Annotated in this window: 15 protein-coding genes; 9 read left to right on the top strand and 6 right to left on the bottom strand. The window is 63.9% G+C overall.

Features of this window, described 5'->3' with window-relative positions; genetic code table 11:
• Positions 1-81 precede the first annotated feature (81 nt).
• Complete coding sequence (locus tag AWB74_RS11830) at positions 82-930, bottom strand: IclR family transcriptional regulator (protein WP_061146957.1); 849 nt, start codon at positions 928-930, stop codon at positions 82-84.
• A gap of 117 nt (positions 931-1,047) precedes the next feature.
• Positions 1,048-1,800, bottom strand: a complete 753-nt coding sequence (locus AWB74_RS11825) for an IclR family transcriptional regulator (RefSeq protein WP_061125168.1) — start codon at positions 1,798-1,800, stop codon at positions 1,048-1,050.
• 159 nt (positions 1,801-1,959) lie between these two features.
• Here AWB74_RS11825 and AWB74_RS11820 point away from each other — a divergent pair, with 159 nt between their 5' ends.
• From AWB74_RS11820 to AWB74_RS11800, 5 genes are all read left to right on the top strand, one after another.
• Positions 1,960-2,946 (top strand): AAA family ATPase, encoded by a 987-nt coding sequence (locus AWB74_RS11820; protein WP_087038958.1) that lies wholly within the window; start codon positions 1,960-1,962, stop codon positions 2,944-2,946.
• Entirely contained in the window at positions 2,943-4,676 is a 1,734-nt protein-coding gene (locus AWB74_RS11815) for a cobaltochelatase CobT-related protein (protein WP_061146956.1), read from the top strand. Before AWB74_RS11820 ends, AWB74_RS11815 begins: the two co-directional genes overlap by 4 nt.
• 178 nt (positions 4,677-4,854) lie before the next feature.
• Entirely contained in the window at positions 4,855-6,288 is a 1,434-nt protein-coding gene (locus tag AWB74_RS11810) for an NAD(P)/FAD-dependent oxidoreductase (protein WP_061146955.1), read from the top strand.
• 32 nt (positions 6,289-6,320) lie between these two features.
• A complete protein-coding gene (locus AWB74_RS11805; RefSeq protein WP_061146954.1) occupies positions 6,321-6,710 on the top strand; it encodes a nuclear transport factor 2 family protein in 390 nt (129 codons plus the stop codon).
• Between the two features lie 89 nt (positions 6,711-6,799).
• Positions 6,800-8,239, top strand: coding sequence for an amino acid permease (locus AWB74_RS11800; protein ID WP_061147118.1), 1,440 nt, complete (start codon positions 6,800-6,802; stop codon positions 8,237-8,239).
• Between the two features lie 56 nt (positions 8,240-8,295).
• Here the strand turns inward: AWB74_RS11800 and AWB74_RS11795 are convergent, their stop codons facing one another.
• The gene (locus AWB74_RS11795) at positions 8,296-9,057 is read right to left on the bottom strand and encodes an IclR family transcriptional regulator (RefSeq protein ID WP_061146953.1); all 762 of its coding nucleotides are present in this window, start codon (positions 9,055-9,057) and stop codon (positions 8,296-8,298) included.
• 219 nt (positions 9,058-9,276) lie between these two features.
• Here AWB74_RS11795 and sauS point away from each other — a divergent pair, with 219 nt between their 5' ends.
• From sauS to AWB74_RS11775, 4 genes are all read left to right on the top strand, one after another.
• Positions 9,277-10,737 carry an acylating sulfoacetaldehyde dehydrogenase gene (gene sauS, locus AWB74_RS11790; RefSeq protein ID WP_407642435.1) on the top strand — a complete coding sequence of 487 codons (1,461 nt, stop codon included), beginning with the start codon at positions 9,277-9,279 and terminating at the stop codon, positions 10,735-10,737.
• On the top strand, positions 10,734-12,323 hold the full coding sequence (locus tag AWB74_RS11785) for an AMP-binding protein (RefSeq protein WP_061146951.1): 1,590 nt from the start codon (positions 10,734-10,736) through the stop codon (positions 12,321-12,323). Before sauS ends, AWB74_RS11785 begins: the two co-directional genes overlap by 4 nt.
• A 59-nt stretch (positions 12,324-12,382) precedes the next feature.
• Positions 12,383-13,723, top strand: a complete 1,341-nt coding sequence (locus AWB74_RS11780; RefSeq protein ID WP_061146950.1) for an MFS transporter — start codon at positions 12,383-12,385, stop codon at positions 13,721-13,723.
• A gap of 204 nt (positions 13,724-13,927) precedes the next feature.
• The gene (locus AWB74_RS11775; RefSeq protein WP_061146949.1) at positions 13,928-15,517 is read left to right on the top strand and encodes a tetratricopeptide repeat protein; all 1,590 of its coding nucleotides are present in this window, start codon (positions 13,928-13,930) and stop codon (positions 15,515-15,517) included.
• 39 nt (positions 15,518-15,556) lie between these two features.
• Here AWB74_RS11775 and tssE read toward each other — a convergent pair whose 3' ends face one another.
• The 3 genes from tssE to AWB74_RS11760 all read right to left on the bottom strand — a co-directional run bounded on the left by tssE (position 15,557) and on the right by AWB74_RS11760 (position 19,258).
• On the bottom strand, positions 15,557-15,982 hold the full coding sequence (tssE, locus tag AWB74_RS11770) for a type VI secretion system baseplate subunit TssE (RefSeq protein WP_061125176.1): 426 nt from the start codon (positions 15,980-15,982) through the stop codon (positions 15,557-15,559).
• Between the two features lie 11 nt (positions 15,983-15,993).
• Positions 15,994-18,657, bottom strand: a complete 2,664-nt coding sequence (tssH, locus tag AWB74_RS11765) for a type VI secretion system ATPase TssH (protein WP_061146948.1) — start codon at positions 18,655-18,657, stop codon at positions 15,994-15,996.
• 115 nt (positions 18,658-18,772) lie between these two features.
• A complete protein-coding gene (locus tag AWB74_RS11760) occupies positions 18,773-19,258 on the bottom strand; it encodes an Hcp family type VI secretion system effector (RefSeq protein ID WP_061146947.1) in 486 nt (161 codons plus the stop codon).
• Between the last annotated feature and the right edge of the window lie 62 nt (positions 19,259-19,320).

Here is a 19,320-nt window from a genome sequence, read left to right as displayed (position 1 = left end):
TGGAACTTCGTCGCGCTTTTCAACGGCGGACGCCGCCGGGCCCCGTGCGGCGGGCGTCGGCGGGATTCCGGAAAAAGGGAGTTAACGCGAGGCGGGACGTTGACGCGCCATGAGCGTCAGGCCGTCGGACGCGTCGATGAGCGTCGCGAGCTTCACGGCGGTTTCGCGCAGTTGCGGCACGGCCTGGAGCAGATCGTTCAGGTTCGCGCGGGCCGTCGGCGCATGCGCGGCGAGGCACGCGAGCACGCGCCCGGTCGTGGCGTCGATGATGGGCACCGCGACCGCCACCATGCCGAGCACGAACTCTTCGTTGTCGATGCCGATGCCGCGCGCGGCGAGCCGGTCGAGCTCGGCTTCGAGCAGAGCCGGATCGGTAAGCGTGCGATTCGTCTTCTTCGTGAGCGCGAGGCGGCCGAGTATCTGCCGGCGCTCGGCGAGCGGCATCTGCGAGAGAAACAGCTTGCCGCTCGCCGTGCAGTGCAGCGGCACGCGCATGCCGGCCTGCATGTGCAGGCGCAGCGGTTCGTCCGTCTCGACGCGCTCTATATAGAGGACCGTGTCGCCGTCGAGCGCGGTGAGATTGCAGCTTTCACCGGTCACATCGACGAGCGAACGCAGGATAGAGCGGCACGCGCGCGTGAACGAATTGTTCGCGAGCGTCGCGAGCGCGAGCTGGGCGGCGCGCGGACCGAGCGCGATGCCGCGGTCGGTGCCGCGCGAGTCGGGCATGTGCGTGACGTAGCCCTGCGCTTCGAGCGAATCGATCAGGCGCAGCAGCGTCGCCTTCGGAATACGCACGCGCGCCGCGAGCTGCGACAGCGTGTAAGCGTGGCCTGCCGCGGCCAGATGTTCGAGGACGGCGAGCGGACGAAGCGTCCGCGCTTCATCGCCGGCATGCTCGGCGGGTTCGAGGAGATTGGTGTCGCGCATGAACTGAAATCGGAACAATTGGTTTCAGATTACAGTTACTCTACGCGCAAAGTGTCTGCGGCTGCCACAATTTTCGGAACATCCGGTTGCACTTTTATTCGGAACGCGGCGTAACGTTCAAAACGTCTTGCCGAGTTCGGTGGCCGCTTCCTTCAGGCGCGGCACCATTTCCAGCGCGCGGGAGAGCGGCGTGCGCGACACCGGCGCATGCACCGCGATCGCCGCGATGCATGTGCCGTTCGCATCGACGATCGGCGCCGCCGCGCAGACGATGCCCTGCACGAACTCCTCGTTGTCGATCGCGACGCCCTTCTTCGCGATGCGATCGAACTCCGCTTCCAGCATCTCGGTATCGGTGATCGTGTTGGCGGTGTAGCGCTCGAGCTTCATCGCGCGCACGAGCGCATTGCGTTCCTCGCGCGGCTGCAACGCGAGCAGCAGCTTGCCGCTCGCGCTGCACCACACGGGTACGTGGGAACCGGGCTTCAGATCGAGGCGCAGCGGCCACGGCGCCTCCACACGATCCAGATACAGCACTTCGTTCTCGTGCAGCATCGTCAGATTGCAGGTTTCGCCGAGATCCGAGACGAGCCGCGTGAGGATCGCATGACGCAGCCGCCGCGCGCCTGCGTGCGTCATCACGTTGAGGCCGAGTTGGGCGAGGCGCGGACCCACTACGTACGCGTTCTTGTCGCCGGGCTCGCGAATCACGAGACCGCCCGCTTCGAGCGACGCCAGCATCCGATGCAGCGATGGCTTCGGCATGTCCATGTCCTCCGCCATGTCCGTCAGCGACACGGGATGGCCCGCCTGAACCAGATATTCGAGCAGCGCGAAGGCTCGCAGCGTGGGCGTGTCGGGCTTGTCCATCGGCGTGGTTCCAATTGAATTTGTTCGAAAGATTTTAAATGAGGTGCCGATCGGTGCCGTATAGACCGAATAGCCAAAAATAAACGAAATGATTTGTTCCGAAAAACGATAGTTTGCTATGCTGGAGCCTCGACGGACACGAGCAGGGAGATCAGCAAAATGATGCGCGACACATGGTTGGACGAGCCGGACTGCGAAGTGCCCGTGCGGTCGCTCTTTGGAATCGACTCGGATTTGCGGGTGCCGGCGTTCAGCACGCGCGATCCGCACGTTCCGGAAATCGATGAAGCGTATCGCTTCAATCCCGAGGTCACCCTCGCGATCCTCGCGGGCTTTGCCTTCAACCGGCGCGTGATGGTTCAGGGACTGCACGGCACCGGAAAATCGACGCACATCGAGCAGGTGGCGGCGCGCCTGAACTGGCCGTGCATGCGCGTGAACCTCGACGGCCATGTGAGCCGGCTCGATCTCGTCGGCAAGGATGCGATCGTCGTGCGGGACGACGTGCAGGTGACCGAGTTTCAGGAGGGCATCGTGCCGTGGGCGTTGCAGCGGCCCGTTGCGCTCGTGTTCGACGAATACGACGCCGGCCGTCCCGACGTGATGTTCGTGATCCAGCGGATTCTGGAACGCGACGGCAGTTTCACGCTGCTCGATCAGAATCGCGTGATCCGGCCGCATCGCTTTTTTCGCCTGTTCGCGACGACCAACACCATCGGTCTCGGAAACCTGAACGGCATGTATCACGGCACGCAGATGTTGAATCACGCGCAGATCGACCGCTGGAACGTCGTTGCGACGCTCAACTATCTGTCGCGCGAGGAAGAGGCGCGCATCGTGCTTGCCCGCGTGCCGCAACTCGATCACGACGCGGGCCGCGCGCTCGTCGATTCGATGGTCGGCATGGCGGGATTCACGCGGCGCGGCTTTCAGGCGGGCGATCTGTCGACGCTGATGTCGCCGCGCACCGTCATCAGCTGGGCGGAAAACTGCGAAGTTTTCCGCGATCCGAAGCTCGCGTTGCGTCTCACTTTCCTGAACAAATGCGACGAAGCGGAACGGCCGATCGTCGCGGAATATTTTCAACGCGCGTTCGGCGAAGAGCTGGATACGCCGTCGCAATGGCACGACGAGACGGCAAAATGAGCGGCCCGCGTGAACTGGCGCGGCGCGATGCGCTGTGTGCCGCGACCGTGCGGGCGTTGACCGGCGACGAAGCGTTCCACTATCGCGGCGGCAGGCTGTACCGGCACTTGCGGCCGGTGCCGATGCACGCGCCGCACCTGCGCGGCGATCGCAGGGACGAAGAGGACTTCGCGTCGACACGCGGTGCGGCCGATGCGTCCGCGCTGCGCATCGTGTATTCGGATGCTGCGCTGCACCGCACGCTCGCGCCCGATGACGCCGTCGAACGCATGATCTTCGACATGCTCGAACAGTTGCGTTGCGAAACGCGCGTGCCGGCCGGCATGGAGGGCGTGAGGCGCAACGTGCGGCATCGCTTTGATGCGTGGTCGCTCGCGTGCTACGAGACCGGCGTGCTCGACAGCGACATCGGCCTGTTGATCTATACGGTCGCGCAAATGGCTGCGTCGCGTCTTTCAGGCCGCGCGGTGCTCGAAGAAACGGAAGGGCTCATCGAAGCGACACGCGCGGCGCTCGCGCCATCGCTCGGCCATGCGCTCGCCGGCATGCGGCGGCATTGCGGCGATCAGCGCGCCTATGCCGCGCACGCGCTGGAGATCGCACGACAGGTCGGAACAATGGTGCGCGACGTGCGCAATGCGTTCGTCGAAAGCAATGCGCCGTCCGATGACGACGACGAAGACCCCCCGCGCACCATGCTCGGGACGTGGTTCGATATCGACGATGAAGAAGGCGATATCGAGCGGCTCGCGCTGGCGACGAGCGGAGACAGCAGCGCGCGCGACGCGTCGGGCGAGGATTATCGCGTTTTCATCTCGCGCTACGACAAGACCATTCGCCCGGCTTCGCTGATTCGCGCCGCATTGCTGCGCGAGTATCGCGAACGTCTCGACGATCTGATCGCCGCGCGGCATATCAACGTGCCGCGTCTCGCGCGCATGTTGCAGGCGTCGATCATGGTGCCCCGGCGCGATGGCTGGTCGTTCGGCGAGGAAGACGGGCGCATCGACGGCCGGCGGCTCGCGCAAGTGGTGGCATCGCCGGATGAGCGGCGCGTCTTCAGGCGCGAACGCGAACGGCCGCATGCGGATTGCGCGGTGAGCTTCCTGCTCGATTGCTCCGGCTCGATGAAGGCGAGCATCGAACCTGTCGCGGTGATGATCGACGTGCTCGTGCGCGCGCTCGGCATGGCGGGCGTCGCGACGGAAGTGCTCGGCTTCACGACGGGCGCCTGGAACGGCGGGCGCGCGAAGCTCGACTGGCTCGCGAAGGGCAGGCCGCGCCATCCGGGCCGGCTCAACGAAGCGTGCCACATGATTTTCAAGGAAGGCGATGCGAGCTGGCGCGCGGCGCGCGGCGATATCGCGGCGCTCTTCAAGGCCGATCTGTTTCGCGAGGGCATCGACGGTGAAGCGGTGGATTGGGCCTGCTCGCGTTTGATTGCGCGCGATGATGCGAGACGCATTCTCGTCGTGATTTCCGATGGCAGCCCGATGGACAGCGCCACCGCGCAGGCCAACGATCCGAACTATCTCGATCAGCATTTGCGCGAAGTCGTCGGCAAGCATGAGGCGGCGCGCAGGGTGGAAGTGCTCGGGCTCGGCGTCGGGCTCGATCTGAGCCCGTATTATCGGCATCACTTTGCGGTGGATCTGTCCGTGCCGCCCGATATGACGCTGTTCGCGAAGCTCGCTGCGTGGCTCGGCGCGCGGCGCAGGGGTGGCGGTTAGGGCGCGATTCGATCGGAATTGGAATTAAGTGCCGAGCTAACTCGCGTCCGCCGGCCGCCCGTGCACGCCCTCCTGAACCGTCCAGCCCGCCCCCGTGGAGCCATCGAAAGTTTCTGACTGGTACTAAGCCGCCGTCTCGTTTGGATGCAGTATGGAATCAAATTCCAAGGAGACATCGGTGGCTACTCTCGATTACGTTGCACCGGCCCTGCAAGGCGCGTGCGCCCCCTACGATCCGCTCTACGACCCGCTCGTCTCGCGCATCGGCCCGCAGCCGATGGACTACGCGCCCACCTACTGGGTCGCGACCGCAGGCGATCCGCCCGAAGACGACGGACCCCTTCCCGGCGATGCCGATGTCGACGTGCTGATCGTCGGCTCGGGATTCACCGGCCTCTCTACCGCGCTCTTTCTGGCACGCGAACATGGCATCCGCGCAACCATCGTCGATGCGAATCGCACCGCGTGGGGCTGCACGAGCCGCAACGGCGGGCAAGGGCAGAACGCGAGCGGACGCCTCTATCGCTCGCAGTGGATCGAGCGCTGGGGCAAGAAGACGGCGCTCGAACTCGACGCCGAAATCCGCGAAGGCTTCGACACGTTCAAGAAACTCATCGGCGAATTCAATTGCGATCCGCAGCCGGGCGGCCATCTCTACATCGCGCATCGCGAACGCAAGATGGATTTCCTCGCGAACGAATGCAAGGTCATGCGCGATGTCTTCGGCTACGACACGCGCATGCTGAGCGCGAAGGAAGTCGCGCAGTCGTATGTCGATGATCGCGAAAGCTGCGGCGCGCTGCTCGAACCCGATGGCATCGGCGTGCATCCGCTCAAGCTCGCGTTCGGCTATATGCGCATGGTGCGCTCGCTCGGCGTGAAGGTGCATACGGGCACGCCGGTCCTCAACGTCGAAACGATTCGCGGCGTGCATCACGTGAAGACGCCGCGCGGCGTGATCCGCGCGAAAGCGGTGGCGTTCGCGACGGGCGGCTATACGCGCAACGACATGCATCGCGCGCTCTCCGCGAAGATCATGCCGATTCTTTCGAACTCGCTCGTCACGCGGCCGCTCACGCAGGAGGAACTCGCGTCGACCGGTTTCCGCACGCGCCAGGTCATCACCGATACGCGCACGCTGCGCTTCTACTATCGCCTGCTGCCGGATAACCGCGTGCAGATCGGCAGCCGCAGCGCGATCACGGGCGCGGATGCCGCGAATCCCCGGCATATGGAGGTGCTCATCGAAGGATTGCATCGCAAGTTTCCTTCCTTGAAAGGCATTCGCATCGACTATTCGTGGTGGGGCTGGGTCGATGTCAGTCACGACATGATGCCGCGCGTCGCGCAGCCCGATCCGGAGCAAAGCATCTTCTACGCGGTGGGTTATGGCGGCAACGGCGTGTCGTTCTCCGCACATGCGGGACGGCGCATGGCCGAGCGCATCGCGGGCAAATGGCAGCACGCACGCGATGCGCTGCCGATCTACGACTCCGCACTCGAATACCCGAACGTGATGGGCATGGTCCGCTGGAAGGGTTTCGCGCCGTTCCGTCGCGTGGGTCAACGGTTTCTGTATCACAAGTATCTGGCGCAGGACGAGAAGCGCTGATCCCTTTCACAACGCACTGAAAACATCGATCCATGAGCACTCAAACGAATCAGGACTACCTCCGCCTGCTGCAAACATTCAACGATGCGTGGAACCGCCACGATATCGATGCGCTGATGAACTGCATGGCGGACGAATGCGTTTTTCACGGCGTGGCCGGCCCCGATGCACTGGGCCGCACCTTCGAAGGCCGCGATGAAGTGCGCAAGGGCTTCACGCTCGCATGGGAGACGTTTCCCGACGCATCGTGGAACGACGGCGAGCATTTCGTGAGCGGCGAGCGCGGCGTATCGGAATCGACGTTTCGCGGCACGAAGGCCGACGGCTCGCGCATCGAAGCGCGCATGGTCGACGTCTTCACGTTCAGCGACGGCAAGATCGCGGTGAAGAACGCCTATCGCAAAGACCGACCGGCGATCTGACCGATGACGGAATGACAGGCATCGACCCGCTGGCGATGGACCGGCGGGCGAGCGCCAACTCGACACAAGCACATCAGGACGGAGACGACATGCAATCGAGCACGGAACAAAGCGATCTCAAATGCGGCCTCAAGCAGCGCCACATGACGATGATCGCGTTAGGCGGCGTCATAGGCGCCGGACTTTTCGTCGGTAGCGGCGTGGTGATACAGCAGGCCGGGCCTGCCGCCATTCTTTCGTTTCTCATCACGGGCGGCCTCGTCGTGCTCGTCATGCGCATGCTCGGCGAAATGGCCTGCGCGATGCCCACCGTGGGCTCGTTCTATGAATACGCGCGTCTCGCATTCAGGACGCAGCGCGGGCCGGGCAAGCTCGCGGGCTTTCTGACGGGCTGGATGTACTGGTACTTCTGGGTCATCGTGATCGCGCTAGAAGCGGTCGCGGGCGCGAAGCTCGTGCAGTTCTGGATACCCGATGTGCCTGCATGGATCATCAGTCTCGTGCTGCTCGTCGTGCTCACGCTGACCAACCTCATCTCGGTGGCGAGCTACGGCGAGTTCGAGTTCTGGTTCTCGTCGATCAAGGTCGGCGCGATCATCGTGTTCCTGTTTCTCGGCGGCCTGTATGTCTGTGGTTTCTGGCCCGCCTCGATGCACACGACCGATGTCGCCACGACCTTCCTCGGACATGGTGGCTTCATGCCCAAAGGCATCGGACCGGTGATGGCAGGCGCGGTGGCGGCGACAGGCTTCTACTTCGGCGCGGAGATCGTCACGATCGCGGCAGCGGAGGCGAAGGAACCCGCGAAGGCCGTCGCAAAGGCGACCAATTCGGTCATCACGCGCGTGCTCGTGTTCTATGTCGGATCGGTGGCTCTGGTCGTCGCGCTCGTGCCGTGGAATTCGCCTCAGATGGCGACGCCTTACGTCAGCGCGCTCAACGTCATGGGCATGCCGGCCGCCGCAAACGTGATGAACGCGATCGTGCTCACCGCCGTGCTGTCCGCGCTGAACTCGGGCCTGTATGCCGCATCGCGCATGCTGTTCGCCTTGACCCGTCACGGCGATGCGCCGCTCGGTCTCGCGAAGGTCAACAAGCGCGGCGTGCCGGTGCGCGCGATTCTGCTCGGCACGGTGTTTGGCTATGTATCGGTGGTGATGTCGTATGTATCGCCGGACACGGTGTTCGCTTTCCTCGTGAATTCGTACGGCACGGTGGCGCTTTTCGTGTACCTGTTGATCGCCTTCTCGCAACTGCGTTTGCGGGCCCGCATGACGAGCTTCGAAGCGAATGACCTGCGCGTGCGCATGTGGGGATTCCCCTATCTCACGTGGCTCGCGATCTTCGGAATGATGGCGATTCTTGTCGCGATGGCCTTCATTCCCGATCAGCGCAAGCCGCTGTGGCTGGGCGTCGCGAGTCTCGGCATCCTGATCGTCGCTTATTACGTGTTCCGGCGCGGTCGCAAGGACGTCGAGATCGGGGCGGAAGAACATTCGACGCAGCATCTGCAAACCGTCGAACGATAAGCCGATAAGCGATAAAACCGAAAGGCCGGCTTGCTGCAACGCAAACCGGCCTTTATTCATTCCTTGAAAGTCTTTGCAGTTTCTTCGGCGGCGCGGCGCAGATCGGGCTCGAAGACGAGCAACTGTTCGAGCGCGACGCGTCCCACCGGCGCCTGAATCGCGATTGCCGCGCACGCGCGATTGCGATCGAGCATCACCGGCACCGCTATCGCGACGAGTCCCTGCAAATGCTCCTGATTGTTGATGGCGAGCATGCGGCGGCGCGTCAACGCAAGCTCCCGGCGCAACGCATCGCGATCGGTGATCGTGCGCTCGGAATACGCGCGCAGCGGCAGTTGCTCGATGATGCGTTCGCGGCGTTCCTTCGGCAGAAAGCTCAGTAGCAACTTGCCGCTCGCCGAACAATGCAGCGGCACGTGCGAGCCGGGTTGCAGATGCATGCGTAGCGGCCAGCCCGTTTCGACGCGATCCACATAGACGACGTCGTTGCCCGCGAGCATCGTCAGATTGCAGGTCTCGCCGACGCGCGCGACGAGTTGTTCGAGCAGCGCATGACGCGCCGCGGCGGGACCGGCATGCATCAGCACGTTGATTGCGAGCGTGCGCACGCGCGCCGAGCATTCATAGAGCCGGTCGCTCGCGCCGCGCGTCACGAGCCATGCATCCATCAGTTGCACGAGAATGCGATGCACCGTCTGCTTCGGCAGGCCGAGCGCGTCGACGAGCTCGGTCATCGAGAGCGGGCGGTTTGCTTCGGCAAGCGTTTCGAGCACGCGGAACGCGCGCACGGCGGCGGCATTCGATTGATTCGACGTCACGTTGCTTGTCTCCGTCTGCTTACTTTGCGTTTGTATTTCATTGTGCGTCGAAAACAGCGGTTTTCGGGACTCTGGAAAGTCCCGAAAAGTTGATTTTTCGATGCTGACGGTTTCGCTGAATGCGTTAGTCCAGAAAACGGGACCGCGCGACGGACGCGGCTGGCTAGATTGAATAACACCTTCAATCTTTCAACAGCCGAGGTTCATCGCATGAATGACATGGCAAGCGGCGCAACGCTCGCGCGTTCCCGCGACAACGCGCCCAATACGAACGACGCGAACGACGCGAATGAAGCCGATGTGGAACGCATCGTCGAGCGGGCTCGTGTCGCGCAACACAGCTTCGAACAAGCGGGGCAGGAGACGCTCGATACCGCCGCTGCGGCCGCCGCGTGGGCGATCATGGAGCCGCAGCGCAACCGGCGGCTGGCGGACCTCTCCGTGCGCGATACGGGCCTCGGCAACGCCGACGACAAGTTCCGCAAGAACCAGCGCAAGACGCTGGGCCTGTTGCGCGATCTTCACGGCGTCGCGACGACCGGCGTCATCGCGCGCAATGAAGAGCTCGGCATCGTCGAGATCGCGCGCGCGGTGGGCGTCGTGGCCGCGATCACGCCATCGACGAACCCGGCCGCGACGCCCGCGAACAAGATCATCAACGCACTGAAGTGCGGCAACGCGGTGATCGTCGCGCCTTCGCCGAAGGGCTATTCGTCGTGCGCGCTCCTTATCGACTTCATTCATGCGGAGTTTGCGAAGGCGGGTATCGATCCCGATCTCGTGCAGATGCTTCCGGAACCGATCGGCAAAGCGGCCACCGCCGCGCTGATGAAGCTCGCGGATCTCGTCGTCGCCACCGGTTCGCAAAGCAACGTTCGCATGGCTTATACGAGCGGCACGCCGGCGTTCGGCGTGGGCGCGGGCAACGTCGCATCGATCGTCACGGCGCGCGCCGTTCCCGATGATGCGGCGCGCAAGATCGCGATGTCCAAGACATTCGACAACGCGACGAGCTGCTCGTCGGAGAACAGCGTCGTGATCGAAAACGCGATCTACGCGCGCATGCTCGACGCGCTGTCGAATCAAGGCGGCGTGCTGCTCGACGCCGTACAAAAGGCGCGGTTGCAGGCGGCGCTGTGGCACGACGGCAAGCTCTCCGCGCGCTGCACGGCCCGCGATGCGGCGACGATCGCGCGAGAAGCCGGCCTCGACGATATCGCCGCGCGCGAGCCGAAATTCCTCATGGTCGAAGAGACCGGCTACGGAGCCGACTATCCGTTCTCCGGCGAAAAGCTCTCGCCCGTGCTGACGGTTTATCGTTCGCGCGATGTCGCGAATGCCATCGATATCGTGCGCGGCATCTACGGCTACATGGGCGCGGGGCATTCGGTCGGCGTGCATGGCGCCGACGACGCGCTCGCCGTCACGCTCGGCACGCAGTTGCCGGTGGCGCGCGTGATCGTGGATCAGGCGCATTGCCTCGCGACCGGCGGCAACTTCGACAACGGCCTGCCGTTCTCGCTCTCGATGGGCTGCGGCACGTGGGGCGGGAACAACTTCTCGTCGAATCTCGGCTACCGGCAATATCTGAACGTGACGCGCATCGCGTATCGAATCGAAGAGCGCGTGCCCGACGTCGATGCGCTGCTCGGCGATTACTTCGGGAGGGTCGGACGATGAGCGCGCTGCCCGATCGAATCGTATCGGCCGATGCACTGCCGATCGATGTGCCGACGCTGCGCGCATTGATCGATGCGCGCGCCGAACACGCGCCCGGCAAGCCGTTTCTGCTTTCCGCCGCGCAGGATGATGTGCTGACGTTCGGCGCATTGCGCGACGACTGCATCGCGCTCGACGCGCGCTTCAGGAAAGCGGGATTGCGTCCGGGCGATGTCGTGTCCGTCTTCATGGGCAACGGCATCCAGACGGCGCGGCTTCTGCTCGCGGCGATGTATGGCGGGCTCGTCGCGAATCCGTTGAATCTGCTGTGCCAGCCATCGCAGGTGCGCTATATCGTCGAGCATTCCGACACGCGCGCGATTTTCGTCGCCGACGATACGCACGACACGATCACCGAAGCGATCGACGTGTTGCGTCGCGAAGGCATGGAGCGCGATATCGCAGTGATCCGCACGTCGCCCGATGCGAACGCATTGCCCGATATCCCGACGATTCCCGCGCGCATGACTCCGACCGCACACGATGACGCGCCGGGCACGCATATCGTCGCGGGCGACACCGCGCTGCTCATGTACACGTCGGGCACGACGGGCGCGCCCAAGGGCGTGCTGCTGAGTCATCGCAGCCTGCTCGCGAACATGCGCAACATCAGCGCGGAACATCGCTTGTCGGACGATGATCGCGTGCTCGTATCGTTGCCGCTGTATCACATCAACGGACTTGTCGTTGCGCTTCTGACGCCGCTTCAGCACGGCGGCTCGGCGGTAATGACCCCGCGCTTTTCCGCGCGCACGTTCTGGAGTGAAGCATCGCAATACGGCTGCACGTGGATCAATGTCGTGCCGACGATCGTCGCGTATCTGCTCAATGGCGAAGACGCGCAAGGCTGCGATCTTTCCGCGCTGAAGTTTTGCCGCAGCGCTTCCGCGGCGCTGCCAGCGGATCATCATCGCGCGTTCGAGGAGCGCTTCGGCATCGGCGTCATCGAAACGATGGGGATGACGGAGACCGCCGCACCAGCATTCAGTAATCCGTATGATCAAGCGATGCGAAGACTCGGCAGCATCGGTTTGCCATCGGGTGGCGAGGCAAAGATCGTCGATCTCGACGGACGCGAGTGCGCGGCCAACGAAACCGGCGAGCTCGTGCTGCGCGGCGGGCAACTGATGAGCGGCTACTACAAGCGTCCCGAGGAGACCCGCAACGCCTTCACCGCCGACGGATGGCTGCGCACCGGCGATCTCGGCTATCGCGACGAAGCAGGCTTCTTCTACATCAACGGACGCGCGAAGGAACTGATCATCAAGGGCGGCGAGAACATCGCGCCGCGCGAGATCGACGAAGCGCTGCTGCGTCATCCCGGCGTGCTCGAAGCGGCGGCGGTCGGCGTGCCCGATCCGGCTTACGGCCAGGACATCGTCGCCTTCATCGTGCCGAGCGGCGGCGCGACGTCGCTCGATGTCGCCGAGTTGCGCGCGCATTGCCTGCGCGAACTCGGCCGCTACAAGACACCGCGCGAATTCCGCTTCACCGACGCATTGCCGCGCGGACCATCGGGCAAGGTGCAGCGCCTGAAGCTCGTGTAAGACCGCGTGATCGAAGGCTCGACCGTTCCACATCAGATGGACACAGGACAGGAGACAGCATGAACAGGCATCGTCAGCGCGTGAAGACGCGCCATATCATTCTCGGCGTGATGTGTTTGATGTACTTCATCTCGTACATCGATAGGGTGAATATCGCCGTGGCGGGACCGTTGATCCGTCAGGAAATGGGCTTGACGTCCGTGCAACTCGGACTCGTTTTCTCGGCGTTTGCGTATCCGTATGCGGTGATGCAGATCGTCGGCGGATGGCTGGCCGACCGTTTCGGGCCGAAGCTCGTGCTAACCGTGCTCTCGCTGATCTGGGGCGCGGCGACGCTCGCGACGGGCTTCGCGGGAAGCATCGGCATGCTCGTGCTGTTGCGGCTCGCGCTCGGGATCGGCGAAGGCGGGGCGTTCCCCACCGCGACGCGCGCCTTCACCTTCTGGATGCCGGTGCACGAACGCGGCTTCGCGCAGGGCATCACGCATAGCTTCGCGCGGCTCGGCGGCGCGGTGACGCCGCCGCTCGTGCTCGCGGTCGTGGCCGCGGCGGGCTGGCGCGAAGCGTTCATCCTGCTGGGTATCGCGAGCCTCGCATGGACGGTGCTCTACTTCTTCGTGTTCAGCAACTCACCCGACGAGAATCGCCGCATCACGCCCGAGGAGACCGCTGAAATCGGCTATCGCGCGGGAGATTGCGCGCGTGCGAGAAAGAACCCGACGCCGTGGCGCAAGCTGATTCATCGCATGTGGCTCGTGACATTCGTCGACTTCTGCTATGGCTGGCTGCTTTGGGTGTATCTGACATGGCTGCCTTCGTATCTGAAGGAAGCGCGCGGCTTCGATCTCAAGCATCTCGCGCTTTTTACAGCGTTGCCGCTGCTCGCGGGCGTGATTGGCGATACGCTCGGCGGCGTGATATCGGACCGCATCTTCAGGATGACCGGCAAGCTGCGGCTCGCACGTTGCAGCATCCTGGTCGTCGGCATGGGCGGTTCGCTCGCCTTCCTTCTGCCGATGGTCAATGCGCCGAGCCCGATCGCGGCCGTGTGGTTCCTGACGGGATCGTTCTTCTTCCTCGAAATCACGAACCCGGTGTTGTGGACCTTGCCGCTGGATATCGCGGGCAAGTATGCGGGCACGGCGGGCGGCATGATGAATACGGGCTTCGGCATCGCGGGGATGACGTCGCCCGTCGTGTTCGGCTACCTGATCCAGACCACGGGCAGCTACGACGTGCCGTTCACGATCTCGGCAGCGCTGCTCGCAGTCGGCGCATTCGCGGCGCTTTTCATCGACACGAGCAAGACGGTCGAAGCCGATGAAGCGCGCGAGGCGCGCAATCGTGAGGAGGTGGGTGTGCCTGCGTTTGCTGGCGGCGCGGGGCAGTGGCACAAGTAGCCGGACGCATTGCCCGGTACGCGTAATAACACGTGCCGGGCGTGGCCGTCGGCCAGCGGACTATATCGGAAATCGAAATATTACGGTTCGGAAAATCCCTTCTGCTATCCTCACGGCCCCGCTATAAATCAAAAAGCATCCGCACGACGCGTGCAGCGGGCGTGTCCGCGCAGAAACATGGGGAAGGTGACTTTGGAAGATGGCATGAGGGATCGGGCGGCATCGCTGTGCGTCGAAGCCCGTGCAGCGTGGGAGCGGGGCGAGCGCGACGGGTCGCTCGACCTATGGCGCGAGGCCATGAACCTCGAACCGCACGAGGTTCATTACGCAATCGAGGCGACGAATTTCCTTGCGAGCGTGCATGAACCTCGGCTCGCTCTGGACGTATGCACGCACTGGATTGCACGAAATCCGGACAACGTGAGCATCCGCTTGCAGCGGGGCATCATCCATGCGAATCACTGCGCGGATCGGGAAAGCGCGATCGAGTGCTTTGCGGAGGCGCTTTTCATCGATCCGGAGAATCACGATGCGCACGCAGCGCTCGCACAGATCTATCTGTTCGGCGCGCAAACCGAGCTGATGCGCTTCCATGCGCGGCAGGCGCTCATTCGAGCGGAAGGCAAGAAGGCGCTGCACCTTAGGAGCCCATTTCTTTCCGACCACGCCGGGGTCGTCGAAGGGGCTCGCGCCATGCTTGCGAGCGACCCGGGCGATGTCGACCTCTGGATCATGCTCGGCCGGGCGCTGTATATGCAGGGCCGGTTCGAGGAGGCGCTTGACGCGTTCCGGCGCGCCGCGGAGATTGCGCCCGCGAGAATGGACGCCACCGGTCCTCTGGGCGAAACGCTCATTCTGCTCGGACGCGATCGCGAGGGCTGGCGCGAACTGGAAATAGTTGCGAACGACGACTACGTGTCGACGCTTTACCCCGGCATTGAGCCGTATCTCGCCAAAAGATGGCGTGGCGAGCCATTGCAGGGCAAGCGCATCCTCGTGGCTTACCATGCGGGCATCGGCGACAATCTGATGCTCGCGCGATACGCGAGGCGGCTCCAGGCGGCGGGCGCGTTCGTTCACTTCGTGTGTCGGCCGGAGTTGTACGAACTGATGCGGAACCTCGCCGGTGCGGACAGTGTCGCGTCTGGCTGGCGAACGGATGAGCTCGCGCACTTCGACTACTGGGCGTTAGACTATCTGCTGCCGACCTATCTCGGCGTGAGCGCGCCCGATTGCGCGGCGGGATACATCGCGGCGCCGCCCGACGCGCGTTCGCGCTGGTCCGCATTCATGCAGCCGTTCGCCGACAAGCTGAAAGTGGGACTGTGCTGGTTCAGCGGGCCGCACAACTTCAGTGGCATCGACCGCTTCGTTCCCGCGCAGGAATTGAGACCGCTGTCCGGGATCGGAGGTATCGAATGGTTCGTTTTGCAGAAGAATTCGACGAACGCCGCGTTGATGCGACAGTCAGGCATCCGGGCGCACGACCTGTCGTCGCAGTGGCGCGATTTCGCCGATACCGCGGGTCTCGTCGAGCATCTCGATCTTGTGATTTCCGTCGATTCCTCGCCGTTGCACCTTGCCGGCGCGCTTGGCAAACCGGCCTGGGCGATTCTGCCTGCTGCCCCGGAGTGGCGCTGGGGTCTGCACGGCGACCGTACGGAATGGTATCCGGAGATGCGGCTTTATCGACAGCAGACGCTGCATGACTGGGCGCCGCTCATCAGCCGGATCGGCGCGGATCTGGGCGAGATGTTGCGTCGCCAGCAGGCTTCGGCTCCGGACGTCGCTTAGCCTGCCTGCGGATGCTGAAGCGCCCCTGTCGTCGCGCGCTCAGATCTTCCCCTCGCGCACGCGCCGCTCGAGCCTGAAAACGCCGGGCGGCGTGAAGTACGTCCCGAAGCGCACGAGGCCCGCGCGCTTCAGATGGCAGGTCATCTCGAAGCTCACTTGCAGACCCGGCTCGGGCGTGTCGACCATGTCGACGTCGATCGCCCGGATGCGCGGTTCATACTTCAGGAGCGTCGTTTCCATCTGCTCCTTGAGCGCCTGCGACGACGCGGGCAACGCCTTGTAGATGTTGGTCAGATCGGGCAAGCCGTAGTCGGGCAGATGCTTGAGCGCACCGGCCCGCGTGTTCAGGATGCGCCGCACGTTCTGCTGCACGCTCAGGACTTCGAGCGTGCGGTCGTCGAAATCCGCGAGCGGCTCGCCGTCGATCTGACCGAGCAGCATTTCATAGAGGGATGGGCCTGGCATGCTCGCTCGCGTCAGACGTTCGCTTGTGCGGCTTCGCTGCGATCCGTGAACTCGATCGTCAGATTGCCTTCTTCCGACTGCGCGAGACGAATTTCCGCGGGCGCCGCGCCGCTCGCCATGCGTTCGAGCAGTTCGCGCGAAACCGTCGGCAGGATGCGCTGATCGAGGAACGCATCGATGCTGCGCGCGCCCGAGTCACGCGACAGGCTCAGTTCGGCCAGCGATGCGATCAGCGAGTCGTCGCAAACGAGCGTGACGTCGTGCTGACGCTTCAGCCGACCGGCGATCTTCGCGATCTTCAGCCGCACGATGTTGCCGAGCGCATTCACGCCGAGCGGACGGTAGACGAGCGTCTGGAAGCGCGCGAGCAGCGCCGGCTGAAAATGCTTCACGAGCGGTTCGTGGATGGCGTCGAGCAGCGCGGCGTGCGCGATGTCGGGCGTGTCGGTCGTCGCATCGTGAATCTGTTCGCTGCCGAGATTCGACGTCATCAGGATCACGCAGTTGCGGAAGTCGATCTCGCGGCCTTCGCCATCGCGCATCGATCCGCGGTCGAACACCTGATAGAACATGTCGAGCACATCGCGGTGCGCCTTCTCGACTTCGTCGAGCAGCACCACGTTATAAGGACGCTGACGCACCGCTTCGGTCAGGATGCCGCCGCGTCCATATCCGACGTAACCCGGCGGCGAGCCTTTCAACTGAGAGACCGTGTGCGCTTCCTGATACTCCGACATGTTGATGGTCGTGAGCGCGGCTTCGCCGCCGAAGAGCACGTCGGCGAGCGCGAGCGCGGTCTCCGTCTTGCCGACGCCCGAGGTGCCCGTCAGCAGGAACACGCCGAGCGGCGCGTGCTCGCTCTTGAGTCCCGCCTTCGCGGTGCGCAGGCTCTGCGCGAGCATGCCGAGCGCGTCGTCCTGCGCGACCACGCGTTTTTGCAACTGATCTTCCAGCGTGAGCAGATTCAGCAGTTCGTCTTCGACGAGATTGCCGACCGGCACGCCGGTCCATTCGGCCACCACGCGCGCGATGGCTTGCCCATCGACATCGGCGAAGATCAGCGGGGTCTTGCCTTGCGCTTCGGCGAGCGCTTTCCTTGCTGCCGCGAACGCTTCCGCGTCGGGCTTCGTCTGGCCGTCGCCGCGTTGTTTCAGCAACGCGTGAACCAGCGAGGTCTCGCGCTCGTAGCGCGCCTGAACCTCGGCCAGTTCGTGATTCGCATGTGAGATCGCAGCGGCGAGCGCGTCGCGGCGCGTGGCTGCATCGTCGATGCCCGCGCGCTCGTCCGCGTCGATGGCCGAGCGTTCGAGTTCCAGCGCCGCCACGGCCGCGCGGGCGCGCTGCAGTTCGGCGGGCGGCGTGTCGAGTCCCATACGCACGCGTGCGGCGGCGGTGTCGATCAGATCGACGGCCTTGTCCGGCAACTGACGCGCCGGGATATAGCGGCGCGAGAGCCTGACCGCCGCGACGATCGCTTCGTCGCGGATATGCACGTCATGATGCTTTGCGTATCGTGTTGCGAGGCCGCGCAGCATGAGACACGCGGCATCGTCGGCCGGCTCTTCGACCTTGACCATCTGAAAGCGCCGTTCGAGCGCCGCGTCGCGCTCGAAATATTCCTTGTATTCCGTCCACGTGGTCGCGGCGATGGTGCGCAGCTCGCCGCGCGCGAGCGCCGGCTTCAGCAGATTGGCCGCGTCCGAGCCGCCCGCCGAATTGCCCGCGCCGATCAATGTATGCGCCTCGTCGATGAAGAGCACGATCGGCGTCGCCGACGCCTTCACTTCATCGATCACGTTCTTCAGGCGCTGCTCGAATTCGCCCTTCACGCCGGCGCCGGCTTGCAACAGCCCGAGATCGAGCGTGAGGATGCGCACATCGCGCAACGGCGACGGCACGCTGCCTTCCGCGACGCGCAGCGCGAAGCCTTCGACCAGCGCCGTCTTGCCGACGCCCGGCTCGCCGACGAGTATCGGGTTGTTCTTGCGGCGGCGCACGAGCACGTCGATCATCTGCTGGATTTCGCGATCGCGGCCGAACACCGGATCGATCTCGCAGCGGCGGGCCTTGTCCGTCAGATCGATCGCGAAGCGTGCGAGGGCTTCGCCTTCGGTCGAGCGCGATGGCGTTGAAGGCACGGATACCGGCGCGTTCGCTTCGGCTGCTGCAACGTCTTCACCCTGGTCTTCCTGCGCGGGCGCGTTCTCGCACGATGCGCGTCCGAGACGCGGCAACAGGCGCTCGATCTGCGCGCCGGACAGCGAGAAGAGCGGCCACGCGTCCTGCGTGCGCATGACATGCGGCGCGGCGATGATTGCGCGCAGCAGATGCGCCGAGCGGATCGTGCCGTCGATATCCTCGCGCGACGCGAAATCCCAGGCGTCCTGCAGCACGCTCGCGAGCTGAATGGAGAGCGATGGCATGCCGCGCAGAGTGCGCGGAAGACGGTCGATGGCGGCGAGCAGCGCGTTCCAGATCGCATCGACATCGATTTCATAGTGACGCAGGATCGCCGGGATATCCCCTTCGTCCGCTTCGATCAGCTTCAACAGCCAGTGCTCGACGGTGATTTCGTCGGCAAGGCGCGTCTGGCACAGGCTCGCGGCCGCTTCGAGCGTGCGGGCGCAGTGCGGGTTGAGCCGGCGAAGCAGATGAGTGGAATCGCGCAGGGTCATGGGAAGTCCGGTGACGAGGAGATTGAAAGAGGGCGTGCGGGGCAAAGAGGAACTGAAAAAGAAAGCCAGCCCGCGGCGCGGACTGGCTTCGACGACTCACGTCGTCATGAGGCGCTTACGCGCGCTCGTTCCACGTGTCCTTGTGGATGATGTTGCCGTCCTTGTACGACCAGGTGATCTGTTCGTAACGCAGTTCGACTTCTTCCAGGTGGTTATGCTTCTCGTACGCCGGATTCTTGATGTCGAGCATCTTCGGACGCACCGCGACGACCTTGACGTTGTCGAGCTGGGTGTTGAAGTACTCCTTCTCCTTGCCCGCGTCGTCGATCTTGTACCACTTGATCTCGACCGACTTCAGCGTCTGGCCGCTCGTCACCGCCTTGTACAGATACGGCGTCGACGCGTCGGTTTCCTTCGTCAGCGTGATCGGCGCGTGGACACGCGTGCCGGTCAGCTTGCCGGTGTTGCCGTCGGTCGGGATATGCACGCCGTGATCGAACGCGACGATCTCGACGCTGCCTTCGCGACCTTGCACGGTGACGGAACCCTTGATGTCGGCGCCGCCGTCATCCTTGAGCCACAGATATGCGGGAATTGCCATTTACTACTCCTCTTTGGTACTGCCAAGCAATGCTCAGAGAAACTTCTGAGCCACAAGATCCC

The organism is Caballeronia arvi (assembly GCF_001544695.2).
GTDB classification, from domain to species: Bacteria; Pseudomonadota; Gammaproteobacteria; order Burkholderiales; family Burkholderiaceae; genus Caballeronia; species Caballeronia arvi.
This window is presented reverse-complemented; position numbering and strand designations above follow the sequence as displayed.